This window comes from Dyadobacter linearis, assembly GCF_907165045.1.
In the GTDB taxonomy this organism is placed as follows: Bacteria; Bacteroidota; Bacteroidia; order Cytophagales; family Spirosomataceae; genus Dyadobacter; species Dyadobacter linearis.
On the sequence record NZ_CAJRAU010000006.1, the window covers coordinates 44247 to 70142 of the forward strand.

Genomic DNA, 25896 nt, shown 5'->3' on the forward strand with positions numbered 1-25896 from the left:
GTGGGTTGGGCTAGCGTAGAACTTTCACGCCTTTTGGCGCATCAATATTGGATTTAATGCTGCCGTCGGCCTGCTTTTCATGGCGCACTTTCACAACTCCGAGCGGGGTTGGATAAGTACCTTCTGCCCAGGTCAGGTCGCCCAGGTTGGGCTGCACGCGGATCGTCTTGCCGCCTGCTTCCACAATACTAACACCCAGAACGTGCTCGGAAAGCCACGCAGTCGGACCGGAAGCCCAGCCGTGGCAGAGACTGTGGCGCAGGTTTTTGTAACAATATGCTCCAAAATCTCCGTGAATATCATCCTTACCTTCCGGCACAAGCTCGTCGATCGGCGCTGCATTTTTAGTCCAGGCCAAGTCAAAATCTTCCCAGAAAGTAGTTGCGCCCATATCGAGCATTCCGCCCCAATAGTTACGAATGCAGTTCAATGCGCCATTGTAATCCTTCGCTTTTGCTTTGGCCTGCAACATATAATAACCGTAAAAGGTAGAAAACCGCTCGCATTCACCCTGGGAAATCACGTCCGCATTGGCCTTTTCAGCCGGAACCAATCCTGCCAAAGCCAAAAGTGAAGCGGCCTGTTTGGAACCGTTTATTTCAGGTACATATAATTTGAGCTGAGTGGCCGTATTCTTGCATTTGGCAGCCTGGGCCGGCTCGTCGAGAATCGTACAAAGTTCGGCTCCTGCTTCCATCGTCATGACCATCATTGCGTGCAGACCAGCGTGTATTCCTTCGGGATTTTCGCTTGAAGGCCAGTCCAGAAAACGTGTACCGTCCAGGTTTTCCTTGTTGTCTTTTGTTTTTTGTATTAAAAGGTCAAGTAACCCGACCAGGTATTTTTGTTGCTTGCGTAGATAGGCAATATCGCCTTGATTCTTATATAAATCCCTGTGTATCAATACCCACCACATCGAATAGGCACTGATTCCATTCATCCAGCCCGGCAGCGGCGTAATGTCGCGCGCCTGGTCCAGACTTTTTGCAACTACTTCATTTTTACCAAAAACGGTATTGATCGTCATCACTTCCGGGTGCATATCCCCTACCCACACCAGCCTATCGCGCTTGATACCGTCCCACAAATATTCCTGCATATTCAAATGCACCGTGTAGGCGCCCACATTCCAGATCTGATTAAGCCGCTCGTCGTTACTTTTAAATGAACCCAGGTAAGGAATATCGCGAAACTCAAACACAGCCCGCACTTCTTTCAGCTGCAACTCCCGATCAGGATCGATCAGATCAATTCTGGCGAAACGAAAACCTGAATTCCCTACCTGCATACTACCCAGCCACGGCACTTCTACCACAAAATCGCGCATGGCGTGATCGTTGGTTGCCCCGCGGATCGTGTCAATATCCGACATTGCCTCGCTCACCGACTCGCCAAATCGTATTCTAATGCGGATTGGTTTCTGATTAGCAGGCTGATCGGTAATCAGCTGTATCCCGCCCTGAATCTCTTTTCCAAAGTCGAACAATATTCCCGGCTTCACATCTGCGGTACTGATCATCTTGCAAAAATTCTGATGCACCAGATCCGCCTGCCCGCTTCCTTTTACAAGCAGTTTCTGCGCATCGACAACACTTGTGGAAGTTTTATCAGAAGTCCAGACAATGCGCTTCGGAGTCAGATAATGCCTGATCCGCGAATCTTTCTGGCTTTCATAAGTCTTATCAAAAATCGGCGGAAGTCCCTGAGCCAGGGCCTGGTAGCTGGTAAACAGCAGCGTATAACACAGAAGCGTAAGGTATTTGTAGCGCATAAGGGTTCAGGATACATGGTAATATTGCAGGAAAATAAGTGATTATAGTTTTACCAACTAGCCTGTTGTGTCCTGTGTGGGGGGGCGGGGGAGGTTGGTCATTTGTTGTCATTTGTTGTCATTGGTAGTCATTGCTTGTCATTGGGAGTCATTCGTTGTCATTGCTTGTCATTGGTAGTCATTAGTTGTCACTGGTCGTTATAATTGCTTTTCATTCTCAAATCCTAACAACAACTGACAATCAATGACAATTAAATGACTACCAATGACCACTAATGACCTAACCCACCGCATCCCCCCAACCCCCAACGCGCTAAATCCGACAAAAAACCGTTCTAATTTTGCCAGTGCTGCTTTTAGCCCTAATTTTAGCCATTGCCTAAACCACCAAGGCCTTTGAATCAGGAAAACGACCCCCGTGACGGATTACCCCCATTCGTCAATAGCTGGAAACAGCTTTATATAGTGATGATTGGCACCCTCGTGCTGTTGATCGTGCTCTTCTATCTCTTTATGACCCACTTTCAATGAATTATCTTGACTGGATTGTTCTTGCCCTAACCCTATTATTTGTTGTATCCTACGGAATTTACCGAAGCCGCGAAAAGCACACGGTCGACTCATTTCTGCTGGGCGGGCAGTCGATGCCGTGGTACAATGTAACCTTGTCGTTAATGGCCACGCAGGCTTCGGCGATCACTTTTCTTTCCGCGCCCGGTCAGGCTTATACGGACGGAATGCGGTTTGTACAGTTCTATTTCGGTCTGCCGCTGGCGATGGTCGTGCTTTGTATCACCTTCGTTCCCAAGTTTAATAAGCTTAAAGTCTTTACCGCCTATGAGTTTCTGGAAGGTCGTTTCGACCTTAGGACCAGGGGATTAACAGCTTTTTTATTCCTATTACAGCGTGGATTGTCCACCGGGCTCTCCATTTATGCGCCCTCGCTGATTCTTTCTGCGATTCTGGGTTGGGATATTACCTGGACCAATATTATATCCGGCGGGATCGTGATGTTGTATACGATCGCAGGCGGCTCGCAGGCGGTATCTCACACGCATTTGCAGCAAATGGGCATTATCACCGTTGGAATGGTGGTGGCCGGGGTGATGGTCGTTAAATTTTTGCCGGATAACGTATCATTTACCGACGCGATCCACGTGGCGGGAAAAATGGGAAAGGTTAATCTGATCGATTTTAGTTTTGACCTGAATAGTCGCTATAATGTATGGTCGGGACTGATCGGCGGGTTCTTTTTACAGCTCTCCTATTTCGGTACCGACCAGTCACAAGTTGGCCGGTTCCTGACCGGCAGCTCGCAGGGGCAAAGTAAGCTGGGGCTTGCAATGAATGGGCTTTTGAAGATACCTATGCAGTTTCTGATCCTGCTTGTGGGTGTACTTGTTTTTGCATTCTATCAATTCAACAATCCTCCCCTGTTCTTTGATAAAACTGTTGTTGACAAAGTAAAAAAGACCTCTTACGCGGCAGAATACAATGTACTGGAAAAGCAGCATCAGCAAATCCAGGACGAAAAAAGGCCGCACGTGCTCTCGCTGGCACAGGCGCTGAGGGCAGACGATGAAAATGCGATCGCAACCAGCCGCGGCGTGCTGGCTACATTGGATGATAAGGTAACCAAAGTCCGTGCCGACGCCAATAAGGTCCTGACCAAAGCCAGCGGCAGTGATGTCAATGATGTTAACTACATTTTTCTGCGGTTTGTGATCGATTATCTGCCGGTTGGAATGGTGGGCCTGTTGATCGCTGTGATTCTGCTGGCTTCGATGGGTTCTGTGGCAGCTGCTTATAATTCGCTCGCTTCGTGCACGGTCGTGGACATTTACAAACGAATGATCCGCAAGGACAGCGACGACCACGATTATGTGCGTGCTTCGCGCTGGGCTACTTTCTTCTGGGGTATCTTCTGCATTTGTGTTGCCCAATATGCCGCCCGGCTCGGGAGTATGATCGAGGCAGTCAATATACTCGGCTCACTATTTTATGGTGTGATCCTGGGCATATTTCTGGTTGCTTTTTACTTCAAAAAAATCGGAAGCCGCGCCGTGTTCTGGGGAAGTATTCTGGGCGAAATTTTTGTCGTGATCAGTTACATGAATGATCTTACCGCATTTCTTTGGCTCAACCTGATCGGTTGCGTGCTCGTGATCGCATTCGCCTGGCTGATCGAAATGATCTGGCCACAGCCACCTTCTAATACAGTTGTTGTCAAATCAACATAGAAAAGAACGATTCGGGTATTATTCATTTTAATAATTTAATATTTTAAAGAAAATGAATAATACCTCTCTTTTTTTCGCCTTGCAGGTGAAACTATTCCACGTCTTTAATCCTTAATAAGTGCAATTGGCCTGTTAGTTCTCATACTTGCGTGTCCATTATGTAACCGTTCGTTACAAAAACTAAATTAATGTTTGTCAGTATGTTGCCGCACATTCTCCTCCTTATCAAGAATGAAGTCATTTCTGTTCCCGCAGATAGCTGACGATTCAAAGCCAGCGTGAGTACAATCTATTGCCAGAATTAACATCATCTCTCTTTCAAAATCCTATTACATGAATTATTGGTCAAAGCCACAAAAATTAATGCGTTTGGCAATTGGCTCGGCATGTTTACTATTGAATTGTTTTCACCCATTGCTTGGTCAGACTATTCAGGAACCTGCCAATCAGGCCCCGTTATTAGAGCAGGCCACTTTGCAGCAGGTGGTTGAGTATGCAATCAAAAATCAGCCTGTGATCCAGCAGTCACTAATTGACGAGCGCATTACCGAAAACCAGATCAGAAGCCGCCTTGCCGACTGGTACCCGCAGATCAACTTCAACTACAATCTGCAACACAACTTTATCGTACAAACCAGCATTATCGCTGGTAACCCGGTTAAACTCGGAGTTAGCAACATTTCCGCAGCGCAGTTTACCCTTTCACAACAGATCTTTAACAGAGATGTACTGCTTGCCAACCAAACCAAGCGCGACGTTCTACTAGCGGCCAGCCAGAATACGGCAGCCAACAAAACGGATATTGCAGTGAATGTTTCCAAAGCATTCTACGATGTGATCGCTACTACGCAACAAATTGATGTAGCGGCCGAGGATATTGTGCGGCTGGAAAGGAGTTTGAGAGATGCCGAAAACCAATATAAGGCTGGTGTAGCTGATAAAATCGACTTTAAAAGAGCAACCATTTCCCTTAATAATACCCGCGCGAGCAAAAAAGGAAATGAGGAAATTCTGAAAGGTAAAGTGCAGTATTTGAAAGCATTAATGGGCTATCCTGCTGAACAGGAGCTGAAAGTAAGCTTTGATACGCTGCAAATGGAGCGCGAGATTTTGCTGGATACCTTGCAGAATGTCGATTTCACAAGCCGCGTCGAATATCAGATTTTAAGTACCCAAAGAAAATTACAGGAAGCGAATATCCAGTACAACAAATGGAGCTACCTGCCTAATATCTCGCTGAATGGCGCTTATAACCTGAATTTCCAGAATAATCAGTTTACCGAGCTTTATAACAAAAATTACCCCAACTCTTTCGGCCTTGTAACCCTTTCACTTCCCCTTTACCAGGGTGGAAAAAGGAAAGCTAATCTGCAAAGCGCGGAATGGTCGCTCAAAAGGCTTGACTGGGATATTAAAGGTTTACAAAATAACGTCAACTCCGAGTATGCGGCTGCACTGGCTAATTACAAGGGTTATCTGACCAACCTATTGGCGCAAAAAGAGAATGTAGACCTGGCGCGTGAGGTGTACGATGTGATCCAGCTTCAATATAAATCGGGTATTAAAACCTATCTGGAAGTGGTTACTTCCGAGACAGATCTTCGGCTTGCCAGAATTAATTATTACAATGCCCTTTATCAGGTATTGGCCAGCAAAATAGATGTTCAAAGAGCGCTGGGACAGATTAACTATCTGTAAAACAGCACCTTTTCAAATATTCAAGACCCTATCAAAAAGATATACAATCGAAATACAAGTATGATGCTCCCAGATCAAATGAAATACTATTCTATTGCTGCACTTGTTCTGCTGATGGCTTCCTGCGGCAAAAAGGAACAGCAGCAGCAACCTACCCAGCCCCCGGCAGTGAAGGTTACACTTGCGGAGGTTACCACCACAGAAGCTTCCTATTATGAGGAATATCCCGGAACGGTTGTGCCTTTGAATGAAATTGAGCTGCGCCCGCAGGTGACCGGCTTCGTTACCGGCATTCATTTTAAAGATGGAGCCAGGGTGCGCAAAGGCCAGTTGCTTTACTCAATCGACGCGCAACTTTACACTGCCAATTATGATCAGGCAGTGGCTAACCTGAATGTACAGGAAGCGAACCTGGTACGCGCCCAAAAAGATGCAGACCGCTACCACGAGCTCGAAAAAAATGACGCAGTTGCCAAGCAGCTTGTAGACAATGCAGACGCGGCGCTGGAAGTAGCTAAAAGGCAGGCAGATGCGGCCAAAGCCAACATTCAGGCGGTGAAAACCAGTGTGAATTACACTAAAGTAACCGCTCCGTTTGACGGTGTGATCGGCATTTCGGCTGTTAAAGTTGGCGCCGCTGTTACCGCAGGGCAGACGATCCTGAACACGGTTTCTACTGATAATCAGCTCGCAGTTGACTTTAATGTCGATCAAAAAGAAATATACCGTTTCACTACCCTGATGAAATCTCAAAAGGCGGCTGATTCTACATTCAGCCTGAAATTTGGTAATGACATTTACCCGGAAAAAGGTAAGCTGGCATTAATCGACCGGGCTGTTGACCCTCAGACTGGTAGCATCAAGGCGCGACTTGTATTCGCCAATAAAAGCGGGCAGCTGCGCGCTGGAATGAGCGGATCTGTGCGGGTACTTAACAATGCTGCTGCTAATTCGGTAGTGATTCCCTACAAAGCAGTTACTGAGCAGCTGGGCGAGTTTTTCGTATATGTAGCCGGCGACAGCAGCAAGGTAAGTCAGCGCCGTATTACGCTTGGTACCGCAATCGGACCGAATGTTATTGTTAGAGAAGGCTTGAAAGAGGGTGAAAAAATTGCTGTGGAAGGCGTTCAGAATCTGAGAGAAGGAGCAGTTGTTGACGCAGGTAAATGATCCGGTCTCTTTTCGCATTTAATATAATCCAGTAAAAATGATTGCAGATATTTTTATAAAAAGGCCCATTACAGCCATCGTCACATCGATTGTGTTGGTACTGGTGGGACTTATCGCCCTGACAACCTTACCCGTAGCGCAATATCCCGACGTAACTCCCCCGACTGTAACAGTCAGCGGAAACTTTACCGGGGCCGACGCCCAGACGGTGGAGCAGACCACCACCACCCCTATTGAAACGCAGATCAACGGTACGCCGGGCATGACCTATATGTCCAGTAACTCGACCAGCAGCGGGCAAAGCAGCATTAACGTCGTTTTTGATGTAGGAACGGACGTGAATATCGCGGCCCTGGATGTTCAAAACCGGGTGAGTGTAGCTGAGCCGACACTTCCGGATGCGGTGAAGCGACTTGGACTAACAGTCCGCAAGCGCCAGCCAAGTATCATGATCGTGCTCGCACTCTATTCTCCAAACGGAACGCACGATGCGCAATTCATCGGTAACTATGCCAATATCTACCTGAAAGACGCTTTGCAGCGTGTGAAAGGTGTGGGCGATATTGTTTCCCGCGCGGATGATTTCGGTATGCGGATCTGGCTTAATCCTGAGAAACTGGCCAGCCTTCGCATGACGCCTGCGGATATTTCGGCTGCGTTGGCTGAACAGAATTTGCAGGTAGCAGCAGGTACGATCGGTGGCACGCCGCAGCCAAATGCACAGACATTTGAATATAGCGTACTGACAAACAGTCGGTTGAATACAAAGGCGCAGTTTGAAGATATCATCGTGCGCACTTCACCTGAGGAAGGCAGCGTGGTTTACCTGCGCGATGTTGCGAGAGTAGAACTTGGTAAATTTGATTATTCTGCCAATGCATTCGTAGCTGGAAAACCTGCCGCTTTTGTATTGATTTACCAGGCACCGGGCGCTAATGCATTGGAAACCTACGATGGGGTAATGAAGGCTTTGTCAGAAATGAAAAAGACTTTCCCAAAGGATATTGATTACGTGATCCCCAATGAAACGGCCTCAGTAGTAAGGGTTTCCATTGAAGAAGTATTGAAGACTTTTGCAGAAGCGATGATCCTGGTTGTGATCGTGGTTTTCCTTTTCCTTCAAAACTGGCGCGCAACCCTGATCCCTATTCTGGCGATCCCGGTTTCTCTGATCGGTACATTAATATTCTTCTTGCCATTTGGTTTTACGATCAATACGCTGACACTTTTCGCATTCGTATTGGCGATCGGTATTGTGGTCGATGATGCGATTGTCGTCGTCGAGGCGGTGCAGCATTATATTGATGAAAAGAAAATGTCTCCGAAAGAAGCGACTATACAGGCGATGAAAGACATTTCCGGCCCGGTTATCGCGATTGCATTGATTTTGGCGGCGGTTTTCGTTCCGGTAAGTTTTGTTCCCGGAATTGTCGGCAGGCTGTATCAGCAGTTTGCGATCACGATTGCGGTTTCAGTTCTTTTGTCTGCATTCGTGGCACTTTCACTGACGCCAGCGCTTTGCTCAATCATGTTGAAACCTTCCAAAGGTGAAAACGAGAAGAAAAACTGGCTGGAAAAATTCTTTGACCGATTCAATGCCTGGTTTGACAGAGTATCTCGTGGCTACACACGCGGCGTTTCCAAATGGATCAAGGCTACTCCGCTGGTTTTAGTAATGATGGTTTGTCTTTTTGTAGGTCTGTTTTTCCTGTTTAAAAACAAACCTTCCGGATTTATCCCTGTTGAAGATGAAGGCCGCCTTTTTGTGACCTACGAAATGCAGGAAGCAACCTCGACTACGCGTAACATTGCGATGCTCAAAGAGATCATGAAACGCGTTTCCTCTATTCCTGAGGTGCGGGTTGCGGGTGGTCTGGCAGGTTTGAACGTAGTGAGTTTTTCTAATAAATCCAATGTAGGAACACTTTTCATCAGCTTGCAGCCCTGGGCCGACCGCAAAGGAGCCGAGCACCATGTGCAAGCTGTAATCAAGGAAATCCAAAAACGGACCAGCGATATCAATGAGGCCAGGGTACTTGCCATTGCTCCTCCTGCGATCCCTGGTTTGGGTGCAACTTCTGGTTTTACCTTTCAGTTGCAGCAATCAACCAGTACGGATAATATCCAGCAGTTTGAAGGGGTAATGCGTAAATTTTTGGGAGCCGTAAACCAGCGCCCCGAGATTGCGATGGCTTATACTTTCTTCAATGCAAGAACGCCAAGTTATCAGATCGATGTGGACCGGGATAAAACAAAGAAACTCGGTGTGCAGGTCAATGAGGTTTTCAGCTCGCTATCTACCTTATTGGGTAGTAGCTATGTCAATGACTTCAACCTTTACGGGCGTAACTTCCGTGTAATGGTCCAGGCGGATAGCAGTTACCGCTCGTCTCTTGACAAAATACAAAAGTTCTATGTCCGCAACCGCGCAGGCAATATGATTCCGCTCAGCGCATTGGTTACCACCAAAGTAGTTGAAAACCCGGCTCTTATCTCCCACTACAATATTTACAGGTCAGTGGAGATCAACGGAACGCCGAAACCGGGATATAGTAGCGGCCAGGCGATCGCGGCTTTGCGTGAGGAAGCTGCCAAACTTCCGGCGGGTTACAGTTATGAATTTTCGGGTATGAGTAGTGAAGAGATCAAAGCCGGAGACAGCACGACCACGATCTTTGCGATCTCGATCATATTCGTATTCCTGTTCCTTGCTGCGCTTTACGAAAGCTGGTCAATACCCTTCTCGGTACTGTTTGCCGTACCAATTGGTGCATTCGGTTCGATTTTGACTTTGACCTTTTTGCCAAATTTATCTAACAATATTTACGCGCAGATCGGTCTGATCACCTTGATTGGTCTGGCGGCAAAGAACGCGATCCTGATCGTGGAGTTTGCCAAAGAGCGTGTTGACGGTGGCATGGAGCTGATCGCAGCTACTTTGGAAGCAGTTCAATTGCGTCTCAGACCTATTATTATGACCTCGCTGGCATTTATCCTGGGTGTATTGCCGCTCGCATTTGCAAGTGGCGCCGCTGCCGAATCGCGTAAAACCATTGGTTGGACCGTATTTGGCGGAATGCTTGCCGCTACCTCGCTGGCTATATTTGTGGTACCCGTGTTATTTGTAGCGATTGAAAAAATTGCGATGGGTAAGAAAGGGCATGCAAAAAAAGACGATGAACCAGGCAGCAGTCAGGAGCCTATAATAGCATAAATCCTGCTGATAATATTTTAAGAGCGGAGCTTTGGATTTAAACCATTGCTCCGCTTTTTTGTTATCCATTCAAAATCGAACTTTAATTTAACAATGTACGTAAAGCAAGTCTTCTCCGTTTGGAGGTTATTAAGGGGCATTTGGGGCGGTGTTGTTGTCGTAACAGCCTACGCCACAGCAGTTTTCTATTTGTTCAGTTACCAAAACTGGCACTTCCTCTCCTTCCCTATTTCAATTATCACCATTCTGGGTACTGCGCTTTCGCTGCTGCTGGGTTTTAGGACCAACTCTGCTTATGATCGCTGGTGGGAAGGCCGCAAAGTGTGGGGTGAGATCGTTAATGACAGCCGCACGCTGGTAAGGCAGTGCAGCGCGTTTATCAAGGCTGAGCGGGCAGAAAAGGATGAAATCATATCCAATATCGCCCACCTGCAAATTGCCTGGTGCTACGCGTTGACCAATTCTTTGAGAAAAAGTAAGGTTCTGGTTTACGCGGATCTGCACCTGACCCAGGTTGAGCATGATTATGTGGCAGATCAGGATAACATTCCTAACGGAATACTGAACCTGATCCAGTTCAAGATCAGCGAGCTGCACCAGCAGGGCAAGATCGAAACACTGCTGTACCAGAACATTGACCAGACTCTGGGAAGACTTTGCGATTCAATGGGAAAATGTGAGCGGATCAAAAACACCGTATTTCCAACTCAATACAGTTTTTTTGTACTGCTGGTGATCTTTATTTTCACGCTCATACTGCCGATGGGATTGGTTGAAAGTATCGGCAGGATCGCCATTCCGGTTACATTCATTATTTCGTTTCTGTTCTTTTATGTAGAATGGATCGCCTATATTCTGCAAAATCCTTTTGAGAACGGACCGAACGATATTCCGATGACCTCGTTATCGCGCACAATTGAAATTAACCTGCTACAACTGATCGGCGCTGACAAGATCCCTGAAAAGATCCTGCCGAAAGATGGTGTTGTCATGTAAAAGAAAACGGCTGCCAGTGAGAAACTGACAGCCGTTTTGATATTCTCTAATTTCGATTTTACTGAACCTTTATCGTAGTGTAGTAAAGTTCCAGCTTGACTCCCGGATCATCACTTTGCTGGTCACCGATAACGAGCCTGTTGAAGCTATTTGTGAAAGTTGTTCCCAACGCAGGATAAGTAGTCGAACTATACCGTTGAAGCTGTTCGTTGAATTGGGAAGTACGCAAGATCAAACCACCCACATCACCTGTTTCGCTCGCCAGTAATTCAGTCACATAAGAACTGATATCGATCAGATAATATTCTCTGTTTGTGACCATATCGACGATATATCTGCCGTAAGCAGGAACTTGTGATCCTAAACTTAGTAGCGGCAAGGGAAATCCTGTCTGTCCCAGATAGAATTCATTGTTTTTGTCCACCCGATACACAACCAGCGAATCCGGCGCGCGGTACAGATTCGTAACGGACTGTCTTTTAGGTGTTATGCGCAGAAATGCTTTATTGGAAGCAGTGTATTTTATATTTTTCAAACCTCTCAAATAAGGCAGATCAACCCGCGTCATTAAACCTGGCCCCGCCTGAACAAACGACATATTGCCTGTTGCAGCAGAAGGCTGAGCAAGCCTTTTAGTTACTGGCAGATTCGCCGTGGGAGTACCTGTGCGGTCGGTAAGCACCTGGTTATAGAGTGCGTTATTATTGAAAACAGTCGAGTCTTTACTCACACCGTCGGCCCGGGGGGTGTGATAATGCATTTGAAGGGCTGCGCTGGCAGTAATAAATCCGACGATCGCTCCATTATCTGTCGGCGCGTTTCTTAAAACTAATCCTTTCACCAGATTAATCCATTCTGTATTGGACGGGATCTGATTGGTCTTCGCTTTTGCAAAAATATCTTTTCCCAAAACATCCGATAATCGAATCACCAGCCTTTGCTGTCTTCTTGGTGAAGGCACTACCGTGGCCCGGCCGATCGGAGTAGGTTCGAAGGCAGTCGAATTGGAATTGAAATAGGCATTCTTATCGGTTGCAAGATCTGTCAGCAGCTTGTGTACGGTCAGATTCAGCGGTTTGGTTGTGTCTCCGTACGTGTACCTGTCGTAATAAATTGAGAAGATCAATGAATCATAAACTGCCTCCTGAGCAACAGTAACGCTAGACTGGGTACCCGGCTGGAAAAAAGTAGAGGTTTGTATTTTTCCAAAATAAGGGTCAACATAACGCCCTACCAGCATTCGCTGCGCCGATCCTGTCATCACAGAGTCGGTAATAACAGTCGATAACAGGACCGTGGAAGTATCTGAAAACAATACTGCAAAATCATCTTGATTGGGTTGAACCAGTGATTCTATCTGATCTCCCCAATCGCAGGCTGACATCGAGATAGACAACCCTAATATAAACACCAGATTATATGCTGCTAAGGAAGCTCTGACGGATTTGTAATTCAATTTCATTTATAGCAAGAACAGTAAAAAATGCAAAACTATCACATGTAAGCTTAATTACAATATGATTTAGACAATTAGGAGGCAACAGAAAACTCGAATTGGTTGCAACAAACTTTAAGCAGCCGGCGTAAACCTTTTCAACAGACGCTAAAAAACAATACGCACGATCGGTTGAAAGAGTGGCAGGACTATTTACAAACGCAAAATGCGGCGGGGTATTACAACCAAATGCAGCCGGAAGTCATCATCAAGGACGTCGGGAATACCCAACAACAATGCATTGAGTTGCGCGTTAAATGGGACTGACCGGCAAAGTTTTGGACAAAAAAGAGCTTATAATTTTTACTTAGCCCCTCCAAGCTATTATGTTTGCAAAAAATTAGTGTTAAAAACCTTTTCACCGCGCTCTGTGCCGCGTCTGTTCATTTATCAGTATTCAATTGTAACAATTCGTCAAACTATATTTTTTCATGTTTAATACCTTAAAAAAGACTTCGTTAGCCATTCTAGTTGCATCTGTCGCTATCGTTTCATTTAGCTGTAAAGATGATGATCCGGAAGCGGATAAAATGGGTAACTGGTACAGAAGGGATCTTCCAAGTTTCGGAGGATCAGGCAGAACCCGCTCAGTGAGCTTTGTAATTGGCGAGGTGGGCTATATTGGAACAGGCTATACCAACGAAACAGTACCAAGAGTTAAAGATTTCTGGGCATTTAATGCCGGCTCAAAAATATGGTCACAGGTAGCTCCTTTCCCAGGAACTGGCCGCGCTGATGCTGCGGCATTCGTTTTGGACGGAAAAGCTTACGTGGGAACAGGTTATGATGATGTAAGAACAGTTGATAACGGGTATAAAAAAGATTTCTATCAGTTTGATCCTGCTGCCAACAGATGGAAAGCAATCGCAGACTTTCCTGGCACCCGTCAGGGCGCGACTGCGTTTGTAGCTAACAACAAAGGGTATGTAGGACTGGGTTACAACGGAAGCAATTACTTCCAGGACTTTTATGAATACAATCCTGCAACTGACAAATGGACTGAAATTGCAACATTCATTGGTGGTAAGCGCAGCGGCGCTACTTCATTCTCTGTGGCTGGCAAAGCTTATGTTGGTTTTGGAAGAAGCAATTCAACAGCGTTCACAAACGATCTTTATAGCTTTGATGCGGCTGGAAATGCCGGACGTGGCGCATGGTCACGCATTGCATTCCCGAACGATGACGTGAAGGAAGCATTCACTACAAGAACCAATGCAACCGCATTTGTTCTTGGCGAAAAAGCTTACATCATCGGCGGAGAAAACAAATCTGATGTTTGGGAATTCGTTCCGGGAACCAACACATGGACTGAAATGGCACCATTTGCTGGTTTGGCAAGAGGTTACGCGGCAGGTTTCGCGATTGGTAACGTAGGGTATTTCGGCACAGGTAGCGCGTCTGGTTCTGCTGGAACAGATGATTTCTGGGCATTCGATCCTGCTGCCGCAACAAACGATGACGACAATCAGTGATCAGGAAGAATAAAAGCATAATTATAATACTGAGTACGATGGCCCTGGCTATTGCAGCTTATCTTCTCATTTTTCAAAAGAAAACAGAAGAGAGCAGTAACGGCCAGGGCCGCTCTTTGTTCAAAGTAGAAACATTCCAGGGCCAGGCTGGCTGGGCATACAGGATTTATCAGGATTCGGTGCCCGTCATTGAGCAGCTTACCCCGCCTGGGATTGTTGGTAACCAGGGTTTTCAATCTGAGCAAATGGCAAAGAGCACTGGTCTGCTTGTGAAGAAAAAGCTGGATCAGGGCATTTTCCCTCCAACTGTTTCACCCGGGGAACTTGATAGTCTGGGCGTGAAATATTGAGCTGGCGAATTGACTACTCCGATTTTTTAGCACTACCAAATCGATAGCTGGCTGTAACCGGATAGTGATCTGAATATTTTACATTTCTGTGGGTTTGAAAATCAAGTAGTTCTAGTTTGTCTGAATCATAGAACTGGTGATCGATGCGGATGAAATAAGGCAGTTTCCCAAAGCTGAACCCGAACCCGCTACCCTTGTCTTCAAATGCATTCGCAAAGCTTTTGCGCATTTTACCATATACATATCCGTAGGGTATTTCATTAAAATCCCCGCACACAATCACCGGATACGGCGAATCTTCCGCCCAAGCCTGCAAAGCTTTGATTTCCTGGGAGCGCTTCTTAAATCCAAATTTCATTCTGCTCAGGGTTACCCTACCCTCTTTAACCACGCCGTCTACCTTTTTCTGGTGAGCAAGTTTGTTAAGATCCAAGGTCATCGAATATAAATGCAGCGCGATAATCCGTACCGTATCCTTACCTATTTTTAGATCAGCCCTGATCATCCCGTTCTGCGCCTCAAAAATCGTATCCTGACTGCTGACGATAGGATACTTTGAAAACAGAGCGAGTCCAACATATTGCCCCCACCTGATTGGCGCGTGCTCATATCTGACAGAATGCCTGAAACCGCGGCTTTCGAAGTATTTGGTGGTCTTAAACATCGCCCTACCTTCGTCATAAAACTCTGGCATACAAAGCACATCGCCGTTTTCAGCGATCCAGTTTTTCATTTCCCTGACCTGCTCTTTCCTTACATCATCGCTGGTACCCGCATTGCGCATGAAAACCTGGGTATTGTAGCTCAGCACCCGGAAACTACCGGCAGAGTCGTGTTCGTCTCCACTACGTGAATTTCCGAAAGCATAAGTCCTGTCCAGAAAAATGCCTCCCAGCAAGATCAATGCCAGCGGCAACAGTGCCTTTTGCTTTTTAACAACAAACCAAACCGGCAAAGAAATGACATGAACCAGGATTACGATGGGGAATGACATCATCATAAATCCCGCCACCCAGCCATCAAAAGGAATCCACAGGATCAGGGCATAAACGACAAGTGTATAGAATGCAAAACACTTATATAAAAACCACAAAAACTTTTCAATACTACCCATCAAATCTATGTTCTTTTGGCAAAAATAGGCATTGAATATCAATTTTGAAGACCTTCCGTCAGTTGTAGATGTGATAAAATAGTTTTACCTTTGCATCCTATTCTATTTTGATCGATTGATTGAGGGGGACGCCAATCCCCTTTTTTATTTGCACAAAGTCTTCATGACAATAAAGGAAAATATAGAAGTTTTATTGGCTCCATTACTGGAAGATGGTGATTGTTATTTAGTTGACATTGTCACCAAGCCTTCCAAGCTTAGCCAGAAAATATCGATTCTGGTAGACAGTGATGAAGGGATTACAATTCAGCAGTGCACTTCTATCAGTCGCCGGCTGGCCAAGCAACTCGAAGAACTGGATCTGATCACAGAGGCATACACACTTGAAGTTTCTTCACCTGGTTTGGATCAACCCCTGGTCCTGCCGCGACAATACAAGAAAAATGTTGGAAGGAATCTAAAAGTTACCTTGAAAACAGGGGAAGTGATCAGTGGCGCTTTGACCGATGCCAGCGAGGAAGAGATCAATATCAAACTACCGTTGCCGAAAAAGAAATCTAAAACGCCCGTTGATGAAAGTCTGCTGGAACGAAAAATTTCTCTGGATGAGATAGCAAAGGCATTAGTCGAAATATCATTTAAATGAGATTCCAGGACGGAAAGCCTTTACTGTCTTGTAATCAATGACATAATATGTATAACTTAGTATCAGCAAATATTCTTTAAATAAGCAATGGATAGCGGAATATTAATTGAATCATTCGCGGAGTTTGCAAACTCTAAAAACATTGATCGTCCAACCATGATCAGTGTTTTAGAAGAGGTATTTCGTACCATGATTCGCAAGAAATATGGCACGGACGATAATTTTGATGTAATTATTAACCCTGAAAGTGGTGACCTCGAAATGTGGCGCACCAGGGAAATCGTTGACGATAACTCGGAGGATATCTGGGACTATAATAAGATACCCCTTGCAGAAGCCCGCAAGATCCAGAGCGATTTTGAAGTAGGTGAAGAAGTGGCAGAAGAAGTTAAACTGGTAGAATTTGGCCGCAGACTTGTTCAAACAGCGCGTCAGACACTGATCCAGAAAATCAAGGACATGGAAAAAGAAATCATGTTCGAGAAATACAAGGATCAGGTTGGTGAAATGATCACCGGAGAAGTTTATCAGACACTCAGACACGAGGTGATCATCGTGGATTCGGAAGGAAACGAGCTTTCCTTACCGCGTAACGAGCAGATTTCAAAAGACCGTTTCCGCAAAGGAGAATCCGTTAAATCTGTGATCCATAAAGTGGAAATGAATAACGGATCGCCGAAAATCACATTGTCGAGAACATCACCGATGTTTCTTGAAAGGCTGTTCGAAGTTGAGATTCCTGAGATCTATGATGGAATTATATCAGTAAGAAGAGTTGTTCGTGAACCAGGGGAACGTGCGAAAGTAGCTGTTGAATCTTACGACGACAGAATTGACCCGGTGGGTGCTTGCGTGGGTATGAAAGGTTCGAGGATACACTCGATCGTGCGGGAACTTGGAAATGAGAACATCGACGTCATTAATTATACTGATAACCTAGAACTGTTGATCAGCCGTGCATTAAGCCCTGCGAAGGTTAGTTCAATGCAGATCGATCGTGATGCAAAACGTGTTTCGGTATTCTTAAAGCCGGATCAGGTATCACTCGCAATCGGGAAGGGCGGCCAGAACATCAAGCTTGCAGGCAAGCTGGTAGGGATGGAAATTGATGTATTCAGAGATGTAGAGGAGCAGAATGACGAAGATGTTGATTTGACTGAATTCTCTGATGAAATCGACGAATGGATTATCAGTGAACTGCATAAGATAGGTTTGGATACTGCTAAAAGTGTCCTGGCTCTTAATAAAGAAGAACTTGTTAGGAGAACTGACCTGGAAGAAGCGACAGTCGAAGAAGTACTGGAAATACTACGGAAAGAATTTGAATAATATAATAAACTGGCATGCCCGGCCATAGTGACCAGGACTGCGATAATGCAAAACTTTTTTTCTATTAATTGCTAATATGGCAGAAGATAAAATGATGCGCCTTAGCCAAGTGGCACGGATCCTGAACGTGGGAATTACTACGATCGTGGATCATCTGTCTGCCAAGGGGTATAAGGTGGAAAGTAATCCAAATACCAAAGTCAATTCTGATCAAATCGAGTTTCTAGCCAAGGATTTCAAGTCTGACGACCTTCGGTCATCACTTACTCAGAGACCTGCGCCGGTAGAGGCTCCTGTTGAAATAAAAGAGGATAAAGTCAAAAGTGATGTTGACGGGATCCTGTATTTCCGTAATGCCCAAAAACCTGAAGAAAAGCCCGCAGTAGAAGAAGAAAAAGCTGCTGTGCCACAGCCTGTGGTTGAAAACAGGTTGCCTGGTATCAAGGTTGTAGGCAAAATTGATCTGGATCAGAAACGTTCTGTTCAGCCACAAGCTCCTGCGCCGGTAGAAGAGGCGAAACCTACTCCTGCGCCTGAACCGGTCGCTCCTCCTGTTGCAAAAGAACCGGAAATAGTGGCCCCTGTCGCAAAAGTGGTAGAGAAGCCTGAACCTGCTGAGTCGCAACCAAAGCCGGAGGCTGAGAAAGCGCCCGAAGCGCCAGTTAAAGTTCAGGAAGTTGAAAAACCGGTCGAGCCGGTGGTTGCAGAGTCAACACCTGTCACTGAACCGAAAGCAGAAGTTGAAAAACCTGCTGTTGCTCCGGAAGCTCCAAAAGAAACACAAGTTGAAGCAGAGACACCTTCGGCCCAACCTGAAATCGCGGCGGCCGTTGAGCCGGCAGGTTCTGAGCTGATAGAAGCACGTGGCGAGCAGCTTCGTGGACTTCGTGTTGTTGGAAAAATTGAACTTCCTTCTGATAAAGCTAAGAAAAAAGATCCCGTAGCGTCCAGCGACTCTGCGGCTGATAAAAAACGTCGCAGAAAACGCAAGCGAATCCGTGACGGATCAGCGGTACCAGGTGAAACCAAACCGGCTACTACTACCACCGACGCTGCGTCGACAACCGGAAGAACGCAGGGCACTACGACGACAGGAAACAGAACAAGTACTCCTGCTGCCGGAACTACACCCGCGCAACCAGGTACACAGTCGGCTAATGCCAGGCCAAGTACCGGTAACCGTGCAGGTAGTACCAATAACAGAAGAGGCGGCAGACGCGAAGAAGTTTCTGACAAAGAAGTTTCTGACAATATCAAGGCAACCATGGCCCGTATGGGCGGTGGAAACACCAGAAATATGGCCCGCGGGAAAGGCGGACGTCGCCGTGATCGCGCAGATCAGAACGATCCCAACGGCCTGGGTGAAGAGGAAACAAAAGTATTGCGCGTTACCGAGTTCGTTTCGGCCAACGACCTTGCTTCACTGATGGACGTTACCGTTCAGGAAGTTATCTCTGTTTGTATGAGCATGGGTATGTTCGTTTCGATCAACCAGCGCCTTGACGCAGAAGCGATTACATTCATTGCCGACGAATTTGGCTTCGAAGTAGCATTCATTTCGGCGGAAGAGGAAGTTCAGAACGATGTAGTAGAAGAAGTTGATACGGAGGAAAGTCTGATCGATCGTGCACCAATCGTCACCGTAATGGGTCACGTTGACCACGGAAAAACATCTCTACTCGATTATATCCGTCAGGAAAACGTAGCAAGTGGTGAAGCTGGTGGTATTACGCAGCACATTGGTGCATATAGTGTAAAAACTAAAACGGGTAAGCAGGTTACGTTCCTGGATACACCGGGTCACGAAGCATTTACCGCGATGCGTGCCCGTGGTGCAAAGGTTACTGACGTTGTTATTATCGTGATTGCAGCAGACGATAGCATCATGCCGCAAACGCGTGAAGCGATTAACCACGCACAAGTTGCAGGAGCGCCAATCGTATTTGCATTCAGTAAAATAGATAAAGCCGGTGCCAACACCGAAAAGATACGCGAAGAGCTTGCCAATATGAACATTTTGGTGGAAGAATGGGGTGGTAAATATCAGACCCAGGAAATCTCATCCAAATCCGGTTTAGGTATTGATCTTCTTTTAGAGAAAGTATTGCTGGAAGCTGAATTGTTAGAGCTGAAAGCAAATCCGAACCGACGCGCGATTGGAACAGTAGTAGAAGCATCTTTGGATAAAGGACGCGGATACGTTACTACAATCCTTGTTGAAACCGGTACATTGAAAGTGGGAGATGTGGTTCTTGCGGGAGCGCACTTCGGTAAAGTGAAAGCGATGACCGATTACCTTGGTAAAAAGCTTAAAACCGCCGGACCATCTATGCCAGTACAGCTACTTGGTTTGAATGGAGCGCCACAGGCAGGTGACCGTTTCAACGTTTTTGAGAATGAGCGTGACGCGCGTGATATTGCTACCAAGCGTGAGCAGATCCAGAGAGAGCAATCGATTCGGACCCGCAAACACATTACACTGGAAGAAATTGGCCGTCGTAAGGCAATCGGTAGTTTCCGTGAGTTAAACCTGATTGTCAAAGGTGACGTGGATGGATCTGTGGAAGCACTTTCGGATTCATTGCTGCAACTCTCAACTAATGAGGTTCAGGTAAATATCATCCACAAAGCGGTAGGTCAGATCTCTGAATCGGATGTTAACCTTGCCATCGCCGCTGACGCGATCATCGTTGGATTCCAGGTTCGTCCTTCTTCGAATGCGAAGAAAATGGCAGAGCAGGATCAGATCGAAATTCGCCACTACTCGGTTATTTACAATGCGATCGAGGAGATTAAGGATGCGATGACAGGTATGCTTGCACCGACGATCGAGGAGATTATCACAGGTAATATCGAAATCCGCGAGGTGTTCAAAATCAGCAGGATCGGTACGATTGCAGGATGTTATGTAACAGACGGTTACGTGAAACGCAATAACAAAATCCGTGTGGTTAGAGATGGTATCGTACTTTATACCGGCGAAATCGACTCACTGAAACGTTACAAAGACGACGTTCAGGAAGTTAGAAACGGCTATGAATGTGGTCTGAGTATCAAAAATTACAACGACATCGAAGTCGGCGACATCATCGAAAGCTTCGAGCTTCGCGAGGTGAAGAGAACGCTTTGATGATAGGAAGTTGTCCAATTAGAAAAATAGTTAAAAATAGATCCCAGCCGCAAATGAAGCTGGGATCTATTTTTGTTAGATACTTACATTTCGTGTGAATATGCAGTTTTCCTCCTGTACTAACTTAGAAATTTGTATAGCGCCTAACGATTAGCTGTAAACTGAGAACTAATACACTTCAAAATGAAGATACAGCCCTATTTTTCAGATCTGGTTGGACTAAACCCACTCCTATGAAATTCTGAAATTTCAGATCCGCGAAGATAAAATTTGACACATGGTCAGCTCCATACTTTGTATAGTGATTCTCATCAGACATATAAGGAATATGATTCTCAGATAATTTAGCTATGCCTTCTATATCATAAATCTCAATATACTGTTTCGAAAACTCCCTTTTCAAGCGCTCGTTTGCCTCTGCTGAATGCGGTTCTAAAAAGTTCTTACTCAGACTTATGCCATACTCATATTCTCTTGCAACAAGTGACGCAAACGGTACAATATACGTCTCATTTTGCCCCAGGAGAATCACTTTCAGACCTAGATTTTCGAGCTGAGTTATTGTCGCATGAATGTCAGACATCTGTAAGCCTTTTTCGATCCCATTCACCCAATTTGCACTGATAATTACACCATCTATGAAACCAGCATTTTTAGGGAGAAATTCGTCAAAAATATAGTTCATGAGTTCCGAACAATTTCTTTCACCATTCTTTCGCAAAATGGGCATACAGCCGCTCGCTGATGCCTGAGTCAAATTAATATTTGCCTGTTCCATTTTATTCCGCATCGACTGAGACAAATGCGCAGAATGGCTGTCTCCTAATAAAAGGAAGTTCTTATTTTTGGTGCTCAAAGCCAGACACTTTTCTTTATTGAAGTGAGTGTTAGTTGTCGATATGAAGCATACCTTGGTATTGAATTGCTTAATTCTTTCTCTAAGATGAGTTTTCGGATAGTTTGAAATCAGCAAAGTTTCGTTTTTAAATAACCCCTTATTCAAGTTCTTATCTGATATAAGCAAAGTGACACCCGCAGTTAACATCATTGCAATTATTATCTTCTTGCTAGACTCAAAACTGAAAGACTCGATAAACCGGAACGAAATATACGCAAGACCAATAGAGAGGAACATCATAGCCGGAACTGCAACTAAATGCTCCAATAGTCCCAAATATCTCGCTATTACATAAATTGGCCAGTGCCACAAATACAACGAGTACGATATTTTACCTAGAAATTGTATCGCAGGTGACCTCAGGATGCGACTCTCGTTAGAGTCGGTTATTATTATAAGGAATGTACCGATCACCGGAATTAGAGTAAATATCCCTGGCCATTTCATTTGACTATTAAGTCCTAACAGGCATCCAAACAACAATAGGTAGCCTGCCGTGCTAAATAATTTTTTGCGGCGAATTTTTACAAAATCTTCTGCGAAAAAGGCAAGTCCACCAAAAATCATTTCCCAGCACCTCGTTGGCACCAATAGAACGAAGCATTGGGCCGATAATCGGTAGCAAACAAAGAACCAACAAAAATCAGCACGGCTGCGATAAGAAAGACGGCTAAATATCCTCTCCTATCATTTTTTAAAAATCGATTTACCAACATTAGGACTAAGGGCAGTATCAAGTAAAACTGCCACTCGACTGAAAGAGACCAAGTGTGGAGAAGCATGTTGTTCTCCGATGACGCATCGAAGTAATCGCTTTTGTAGTATAATATGTTTGAATAAAATACTGCACTTGCCGCAGCGTTTTTGACGAAATCGGAATAATCAACAGGTAGGTACAGAAAAAAATTTATTACGGTCAAGCACAGAATTAGGAATAATAATCCTGGCAATATCCTTTTAACTCTTCGACTGTAAAATTCGATTACCGAAAAATTGCCTTTCGCCAATCCCCGGATAATGATTCTGGTCATCAAATATCCAGAAATCACAAAGAATATGTCGACTCCTGAAAAACCACCTTGAAAATAAGGAACCTTGTAGTGAAACAAAACAACACCTAGAACAGCCAGCGCTCGAAGAGCATTGATGTCATATCTAAACTCTTTCGTATTAATGGGCATTTAAAAATGAAATTTCGTTGAGTACTGTTATCTATTCCTAAACAGTTTGTTTTCAAAAATAGGTAAAAATTGATTCGGAGATAAATTGAATCTGGTAACCAGATACTTTATTTTTTGGGAAATACTCACATTTAGATCTCACGCAATGCTCACCTTCCCCCCACCCGAAGCCAGCAACCCCGCAGGAACATTCAACTCGCCCGTTTCAGGGTCGATCAGGCCGTTTCTTTCATCTTCGATGTTGGTTGCCTGCGTGTAAACGTCGCCTGAGATCGCGCGCTTTCTTAGCTCTGCTTTGAATAGACTGATCTGGGTGGCACGGGCGGCATCGTCTGCGGGGCCACCGTAATCTTTGAACCCAAAACCACCCCACTCACTTACAACCAGCGGCACCTGCTTTCTAAAAAAGTAAGGATCACCGACAACAAGCGGAAAAGCTGCAACAGTTTGCATATTGCCGGAAGTCAGCTCATCGAGCATTCTTTTCCAATTTTCCAGGTCGGGCGTGTATAAATGTGCAGTCAACAGATCAGATTTGAGCCGGCCCTCAAAGGAAATGTGCTGCCAGCCGTCATTGTCCACAACTAAGAATTGTGGGTAGGCGATCTGCATGTAGTGGTACATATTAATTATGTACTGGCGGGTTTCAACATTATGCGCAATATCCTGCGCGCCCCAGTCTTCATTATAAAGACTCCATATCACCACAGAGGGATGTGTTCCGATCAATGTCAGCATGCGCATCAATTCTGCCTGATGATTTTCGCGACTCTTCATCGTGGACTGGTGCGGGCTGGGGACTTCTACCCAAAGCAGCATACCAATCTTGTCGGCCAGCTTGTAAATGCGAGGGTCCACGCCAGCAATGTGGATTCGAACCAGGTTACAACCCAATTCCTTCATTGCCAGCAAGTGCTTTTTGATCTGATCATAAGTGGAATTTCCCGGTTGGTACAAAATTCCGTCCAGATAGATAGGCTCGTTATTAAGATACATCCGGCTGCCTCTCGCCTCGAATTTTCTAAGACCGAATTTAGTCTCAATCTGAGATATGGTCTCTTTCTCGTCTACAAGCTGAGCGATCAGCCGGTACAGATTTGGGGTAGCTACCGACCAGAGCTGCGCATCTGGCAGGTCCACCACAAGCCGCTGCGATTTTTGTCCCGCCTCCAAAGTCAGCTCAAATTCATCCTCAGCCGCCAGCCTATCTTCTTGTTTATCAATGATTTGAAAGACTTTCAACCTGATCTTGTATTTGCCCGGATCGTGAATACGGGTAGTGAGCGTAAACCGCACCAGATTATCTTCAATAATACTAACCACTCCTACCCGCGAACGAAGGCGGTTTCGTTCCACTTTTTCAAGCCAAATACTGCGGACAGCGCCGGTAAAGGTCTGATACCAGATCCCGCCCCGCTTGTAAACGTGAGATTCCTGCTTTCCGCGAGTGGTATCTGCGTCCATACTACTGGCAACCCTGACAGTCAGCCTGTTGACAGCTTGCAGCATTTCAAGTTCATACGAAAAAGACGTATACTCCCCCATATGGACTGCCTCCCCCTCGATCGTCGAAAGTAAATGCCCATTCAGCCAAACCTGGGTCTCATATCCGCACGCGCCAAAGGTCAATTGCAGCATGCTATCGTCTTCTTCTCCCGAGGAAGCAGGCTCCGGCAATGCAAATTCTCGCTCATACCAAACTACTATCTTATCTTTCCAGGAAGAAGTTTCCCGCTGGGTGGCAGCCAGATGCTGCTCTACACTCCCAGGCCAATGCGCTGTTTGCGAATAGTGATGCTGGACATACCAATTCTCGGACACCCCTATATCGTCGGGGTCAACCGCAAATTGCCATTCACCGTCCAGCAAAATGTATTCGTTTGGTCTGAGAACGGCGCGAGGCAGATCTTCTAAAAAAGTTTGTGTATCCAAGGATCCTTCCTTGCTATTGGACGAGCCGTAATTGGTGTGATTTTGCATTGCGTGTCAATAAATGAAGCAGTAATATTTCAGCTTAATAAAGATTGATCCGGGATAAGAACTATGCCAGCGATTTGCGGCTGCTCAGTCTGAAAAGATATCCAGCAAAACCTCTCGTGAGCTTTCTCCTTTCAAATAGTTGATCGCCAGAACAGTAATCGCCTTGGCCTTTTCAGAGCTTGCCTGCAACGGAATGCCCGTGTAATCTTCGGATCTTTCTGTTAAAATTTGTAATGCCAGCCGGTAACCCTGCGAAAGAGGCTCATTTGCGCCACTTCCTGTTCCTACTTCTGCGAGCCTGGCCCGAATTTGACGGATTGTTTCATTTACCTCTTCTTCTGTGGGGGTAATGTGCTCAAAGTCTCTTTGCTCTGATGAATTCATACTATTGTTTTAAAAGTGATTGTCTGGATCGTTTCAGGCGGGCCGCTTGCGTTGCAAACTTTCGTAAGCAGCAGTAAACAGCCGGCAGCATTCAGCGTAAAGTGCCGGGTTACCTTTATCGATCCGCCATATATACTGGTCTATTTCGGCCAGGTACACTTTTGCAAAAGACGGATCTTCGGCAATGATCGATTGAATGTTATCTATAATATCGGCGTATTTGACAGTCTGCGCAATGGGGCGGGACAAAATGATCCGGGCCGCTTCCATTTGCTTTCTTTGTTTTCTGTTCAGCCTGGGATATTTGATAGTCGTGTATTTATCAGTCAGATCGTCTACCCCTGCCAGGATCTGCGCATCCTCTGCAATACCATAACCCAGGCTCATCAGCAGCGATGAGAGCGTTGCAAGCGAGCATTCGGTATCTTCGATCAGATCATGACAAAGCGCAATCTCGATCTCACAACCTGTTTTCGGATACGCACTGACCCGGTCAGCCACGCTCAGCAAATGGGTATAATATGGCTGGCCCGAATACTTCCGCTTTTGCGAACCGTGCATTTGCTTCACAAAATCAAACAATTGCCATTGTCTGTCGGTAAGTTCCATAGCGCCTTTGTTATCGGTGGAAAGGTAATGTACTTAAAAAGAAGAAAGCGTGGAGCGAATTACCTGGGAATATAGGTATTGGGATAAAAAAACAAAAACTCGCCGTATGTTACGAGCGAGTCTTCAGTAGGACGTAGCGGGTTCGAACCGCTGACCTCCGCCCTGTCAAGGCGGCGCTCTGAACCAGCTGAGCTAACATCCTGTCAGGGCGCGATATTA

General features: G+C 45.7%; 19 protein-coding genes and 1 tRNA gene. 11 read left to right on the forward strand and 9 right to left on the reverse strand.

Features of this window, described 5'->3' with window-relative positions:
- Positions 1–10: 10 nt before the first annotated feature.
- The gene (locus KOD92_RS19420) at positions 11–1771 is read right to left on the reverse strand and encodes an alpha-L-rhamnosidase-related protein (protein WP_215235261.1); all 1761 of its coding nucleotides are present in this window, start codon (positions 1769–1771) and stop codon (positions 11–13) included.
- Between the two features lie 527 nt (positions 1772–2298).
- Between KOD92_RS19420 and KOD92_RS19425 the strand changes: the two genes are divergently transcribed.
- The 5 genes from KOD92_RS19425 (at position 2299) to KOD92_RS19445 (ending at position 11089) form a co-directional block, all read left to right on the forward strand.
- Positions 2299–4011 (forward strand): sodium:solute symporter, encoded by a 1713-nt coding sequence (locus KOD92_RS19425; RefSeq protein WP_215235262.1) that lies wholly within the window; start codon positions 2299–2301, stop codon positions 4009–4011.
- Positions 4012–4344: 333 nt separating this feature from the next.
- Positions 4345–5709, forward strand: a complete 1365-nt coding sequence (locus tag KOD92_RS19430) for a TolC family protein (RefSeq protein ID WP_215235263.1) — start codon at positions 4345–4347, stop codon at positions 5707–5709.
- A 63-nt stretch (positions 5710–5772) separates the two neighbouring features.
- Positions 5773–6879 (forward strand): efflux RND transporter periplasmic adaptor subunit, encoded by a 1107-nt coding sequence (locus KOD92_RS19435; protein ID WP_215235577.1) that lies wholly within the window; start codon positions 5773–5775, stop codon positions 6877–6879.
- A gap of 37 nt (positions 6880–6916) precedes the next feature.
- Positions 6917–10093, forward strand: a complete 3177-nt coding sequence (locus tag KOD92_RS19440; protein WP_215235264.1) for an efflux RND transporter permease subunit — start codon at positions 6917–6919, stop codon at positions 10091–10093.
- Between the two features lie 93 nt (positions 10094–10186).
- On the forward strand, positions 10187–11089 hold the full coding sequence (locus KOD92_RS19445; protein ID WP_215235265.1) for a bestrophin family protein: 903 nt from the start codon (positions 10187–10189) through the stop codon (positions 11087–11089).
- Positions 11090–11147: 58 nt separating this feature from the next.
- Here the strand turns inward: KOD92_RS19445 and KOD92_RS19450 are convergent, their stop codons facing one another.
- A complete protein-coding gene (locus tag KOD92_RS19450) occupies positions 11148–12551 on the reverse strand; it encodes a DUF4270 family protein (RefSeq protein WP_215235266.1) in 1404 nt (467 codons plus the stop codon).
- A gap of 96 nt (positions 12552–12647) precedes the next feature.
- Here KOD92_RS19450 and KOD92_RS19455 point away from each other — a divergent pair, with 96 nt between their 5' ends.
- The 3 genes from KOD92_RS19455 to KOD92_RS19465 all read left to right on the forward strand — a co-directional run bounded on the left by KOD92_RS19455 (position 12648) and on the right by KOD92_RS19465 (position 14406).
- The gene (locus KOD92_RS19455; RefSeq protein WP_215235267.1) at positions 12648–12851 is read left to right on the forward strand and encodes a hypothetical protein; all 204 of its coding nucleotides are present in this window, start codon (positions 12648–12650) and stop codon (positions 12849–12851) included.
- Positions 12852–13015: 164 nt separating this feature from the next.
- On the forward strand, positions 13016–14056 hold the full coding sequence (locus KOD92_RS19460; protein WP_215235268.1) for a Kelch repeat-containing protein: 1041 nt from the start codon (positions 13016–13018) through the stop codon (positions 14054–14056).
- Between the two features lie 38 nt (positions 14057–14094).
- The gene (locus KOD92_RS19465; protein ID WP_229254761.1) at positions 14095–14406 is read left to right on the forward strand and encodes a DUF4907 domain-containing protein; all 312 of its coding nucleotides are present in this window, start codon (positions 14095–14097) and stop codon (positions 14404–14406) included.
- 13 nt (positions 14407–14419) lie between these two features.
- On the opposite strand, the gene KOD92_RS19470 is transcribed toward KOD92_RS19465, so the two are convergent.
- On the reverse strand, positions 14420–15520 hold the full coding sequence (locus KOD92_RS19470; RefSeq protein ID WP_215235270.1) for an endonuclease/exonuclease/phosphatase family protein: 1101 nt from the start codon (positions 15518–15520) through the stop codon (positions 14420–14422).
- A 163-nt stretch (positions 15521–15683) separates the two neighbouring features.
- On the opposite strand from KOD92_RS19470, the gene KOD92_RS19475 reads away from it, so the two are divergent.
- From KOD92_RS19475 to infB, 3 genes are all read left to right on the forward strand, one after another.
- The gene (locus KOD92_RS19475) at positions 15684–16166 is read left to right on the forward strand and encodes a ribosome maturation factor RimP (RefSeq protein ID WP_215235271.1); all 483 of its coding nucleotides are present in this window, start codon (positions 15684–15686) and stop codon (positions 16164–16166) included.
- Positions 16167–16253: 87 nt separating this feature from the next.
- Positions 16254–17495, forward strand: coding sequence for a transcription termination factor NusA (gene nusA / locus KOD92_RS19480; protein WP_215235272.1), 1242 nt, complete (start codon positions 16254–16256; stop codon positions 17493–17495).
- 76 nt (positions 17496–17571) lie between these two features.
- Positions 17572–20625: a translation initiation factor IF-2 gene (gene infB, locus KOD92_RS19485; protein WP_215235273.1), complete on the forward strand. Its 3054-nt coding sequence runs from the start codon at positions 17572–17574 to the stop codon at positions 20623–20625.
- A gap of 178 nt (positions 20626–20803) precedes the next feature.
- On the opposite strand, the gene KOD92_RS19490 is transcribed toward infB, so the two are convergent.
- The 6 genes from KOD92_RS19490 to KOD92_RS19515 all read right to left on the reverse strand — a co-directional run bounded on the left by KOD92_RS19490 (position 20804) and on the right by KOD92_RS19515 (position 25879).
- Positions 20804–22090 carry an acyltransferase family protein gene (locus KOD92_RS19490; RefSeq protein WP_229254762.1) on the reverse strand — a complete coding sequence of 429 codons (1287 nt, stop codon included), beginning with the start codon at positions 22088–22090 and terminating at the stop codon, positions 20804–20806.
- The gene (locus tag KOD92_RS19495) at positions 22087–22704 is read right to left on the reverse strand and encodes an acyltransferase family protein (protein WP_215235275.1); all 618 of its coding nucleotides are present in this window, start codon (positions 22702–22704) and stop codon (positions 22087–22089) included. Before KOD92_RS19495 ends, KOD92_RS19490 begins: the two co-directional genes overlap by 4 nt.
- Positions 22705–22842: 138 nt before the next feature.
- The gene (locus tag KOD92_RS19500; RefSeq protein WP_215235276.1) at positions 22843–24684 is read right to left on the reverse strand and encodes a glycoside hydrolase family 2 protein; all 1842 of its coding nucleotides are present in this window, start codon (positions 24682–24684) and stop codon (positions 22843–22845) included.
- Positions 24685–24768: 84 nt separating this feature from the next.
- Positions 24769–25068, reverse strand: coding sequence for a hypothetical protein (locus KOD92_RS19505; RefSeq protein ID WP_215235277.1), 300 nt, complete (start codon positions 25066–25068; stop codon positions 24769–24771).
- A 33-nt stretch (positions 25069–25101) separates the two neighbouring features.
- Entirely contained in the window at positions 25102–25677 is a 576-nt protein-coding gene (locus KOD92_RS19510) for a metal-dependent phosphohydrolase (RefSeq protein ID WP_215235278.1), read from the reverse strand.
- 127 nt (positions 25678–25804) lie between these two features.
- Positions 25805–25879: transfer RNA gene (locus tag KOD92_RS19515), tRNA-Val, on the reverse strand.
- Positions 25880–25896 lie beyond the last annotated feature (17 nt).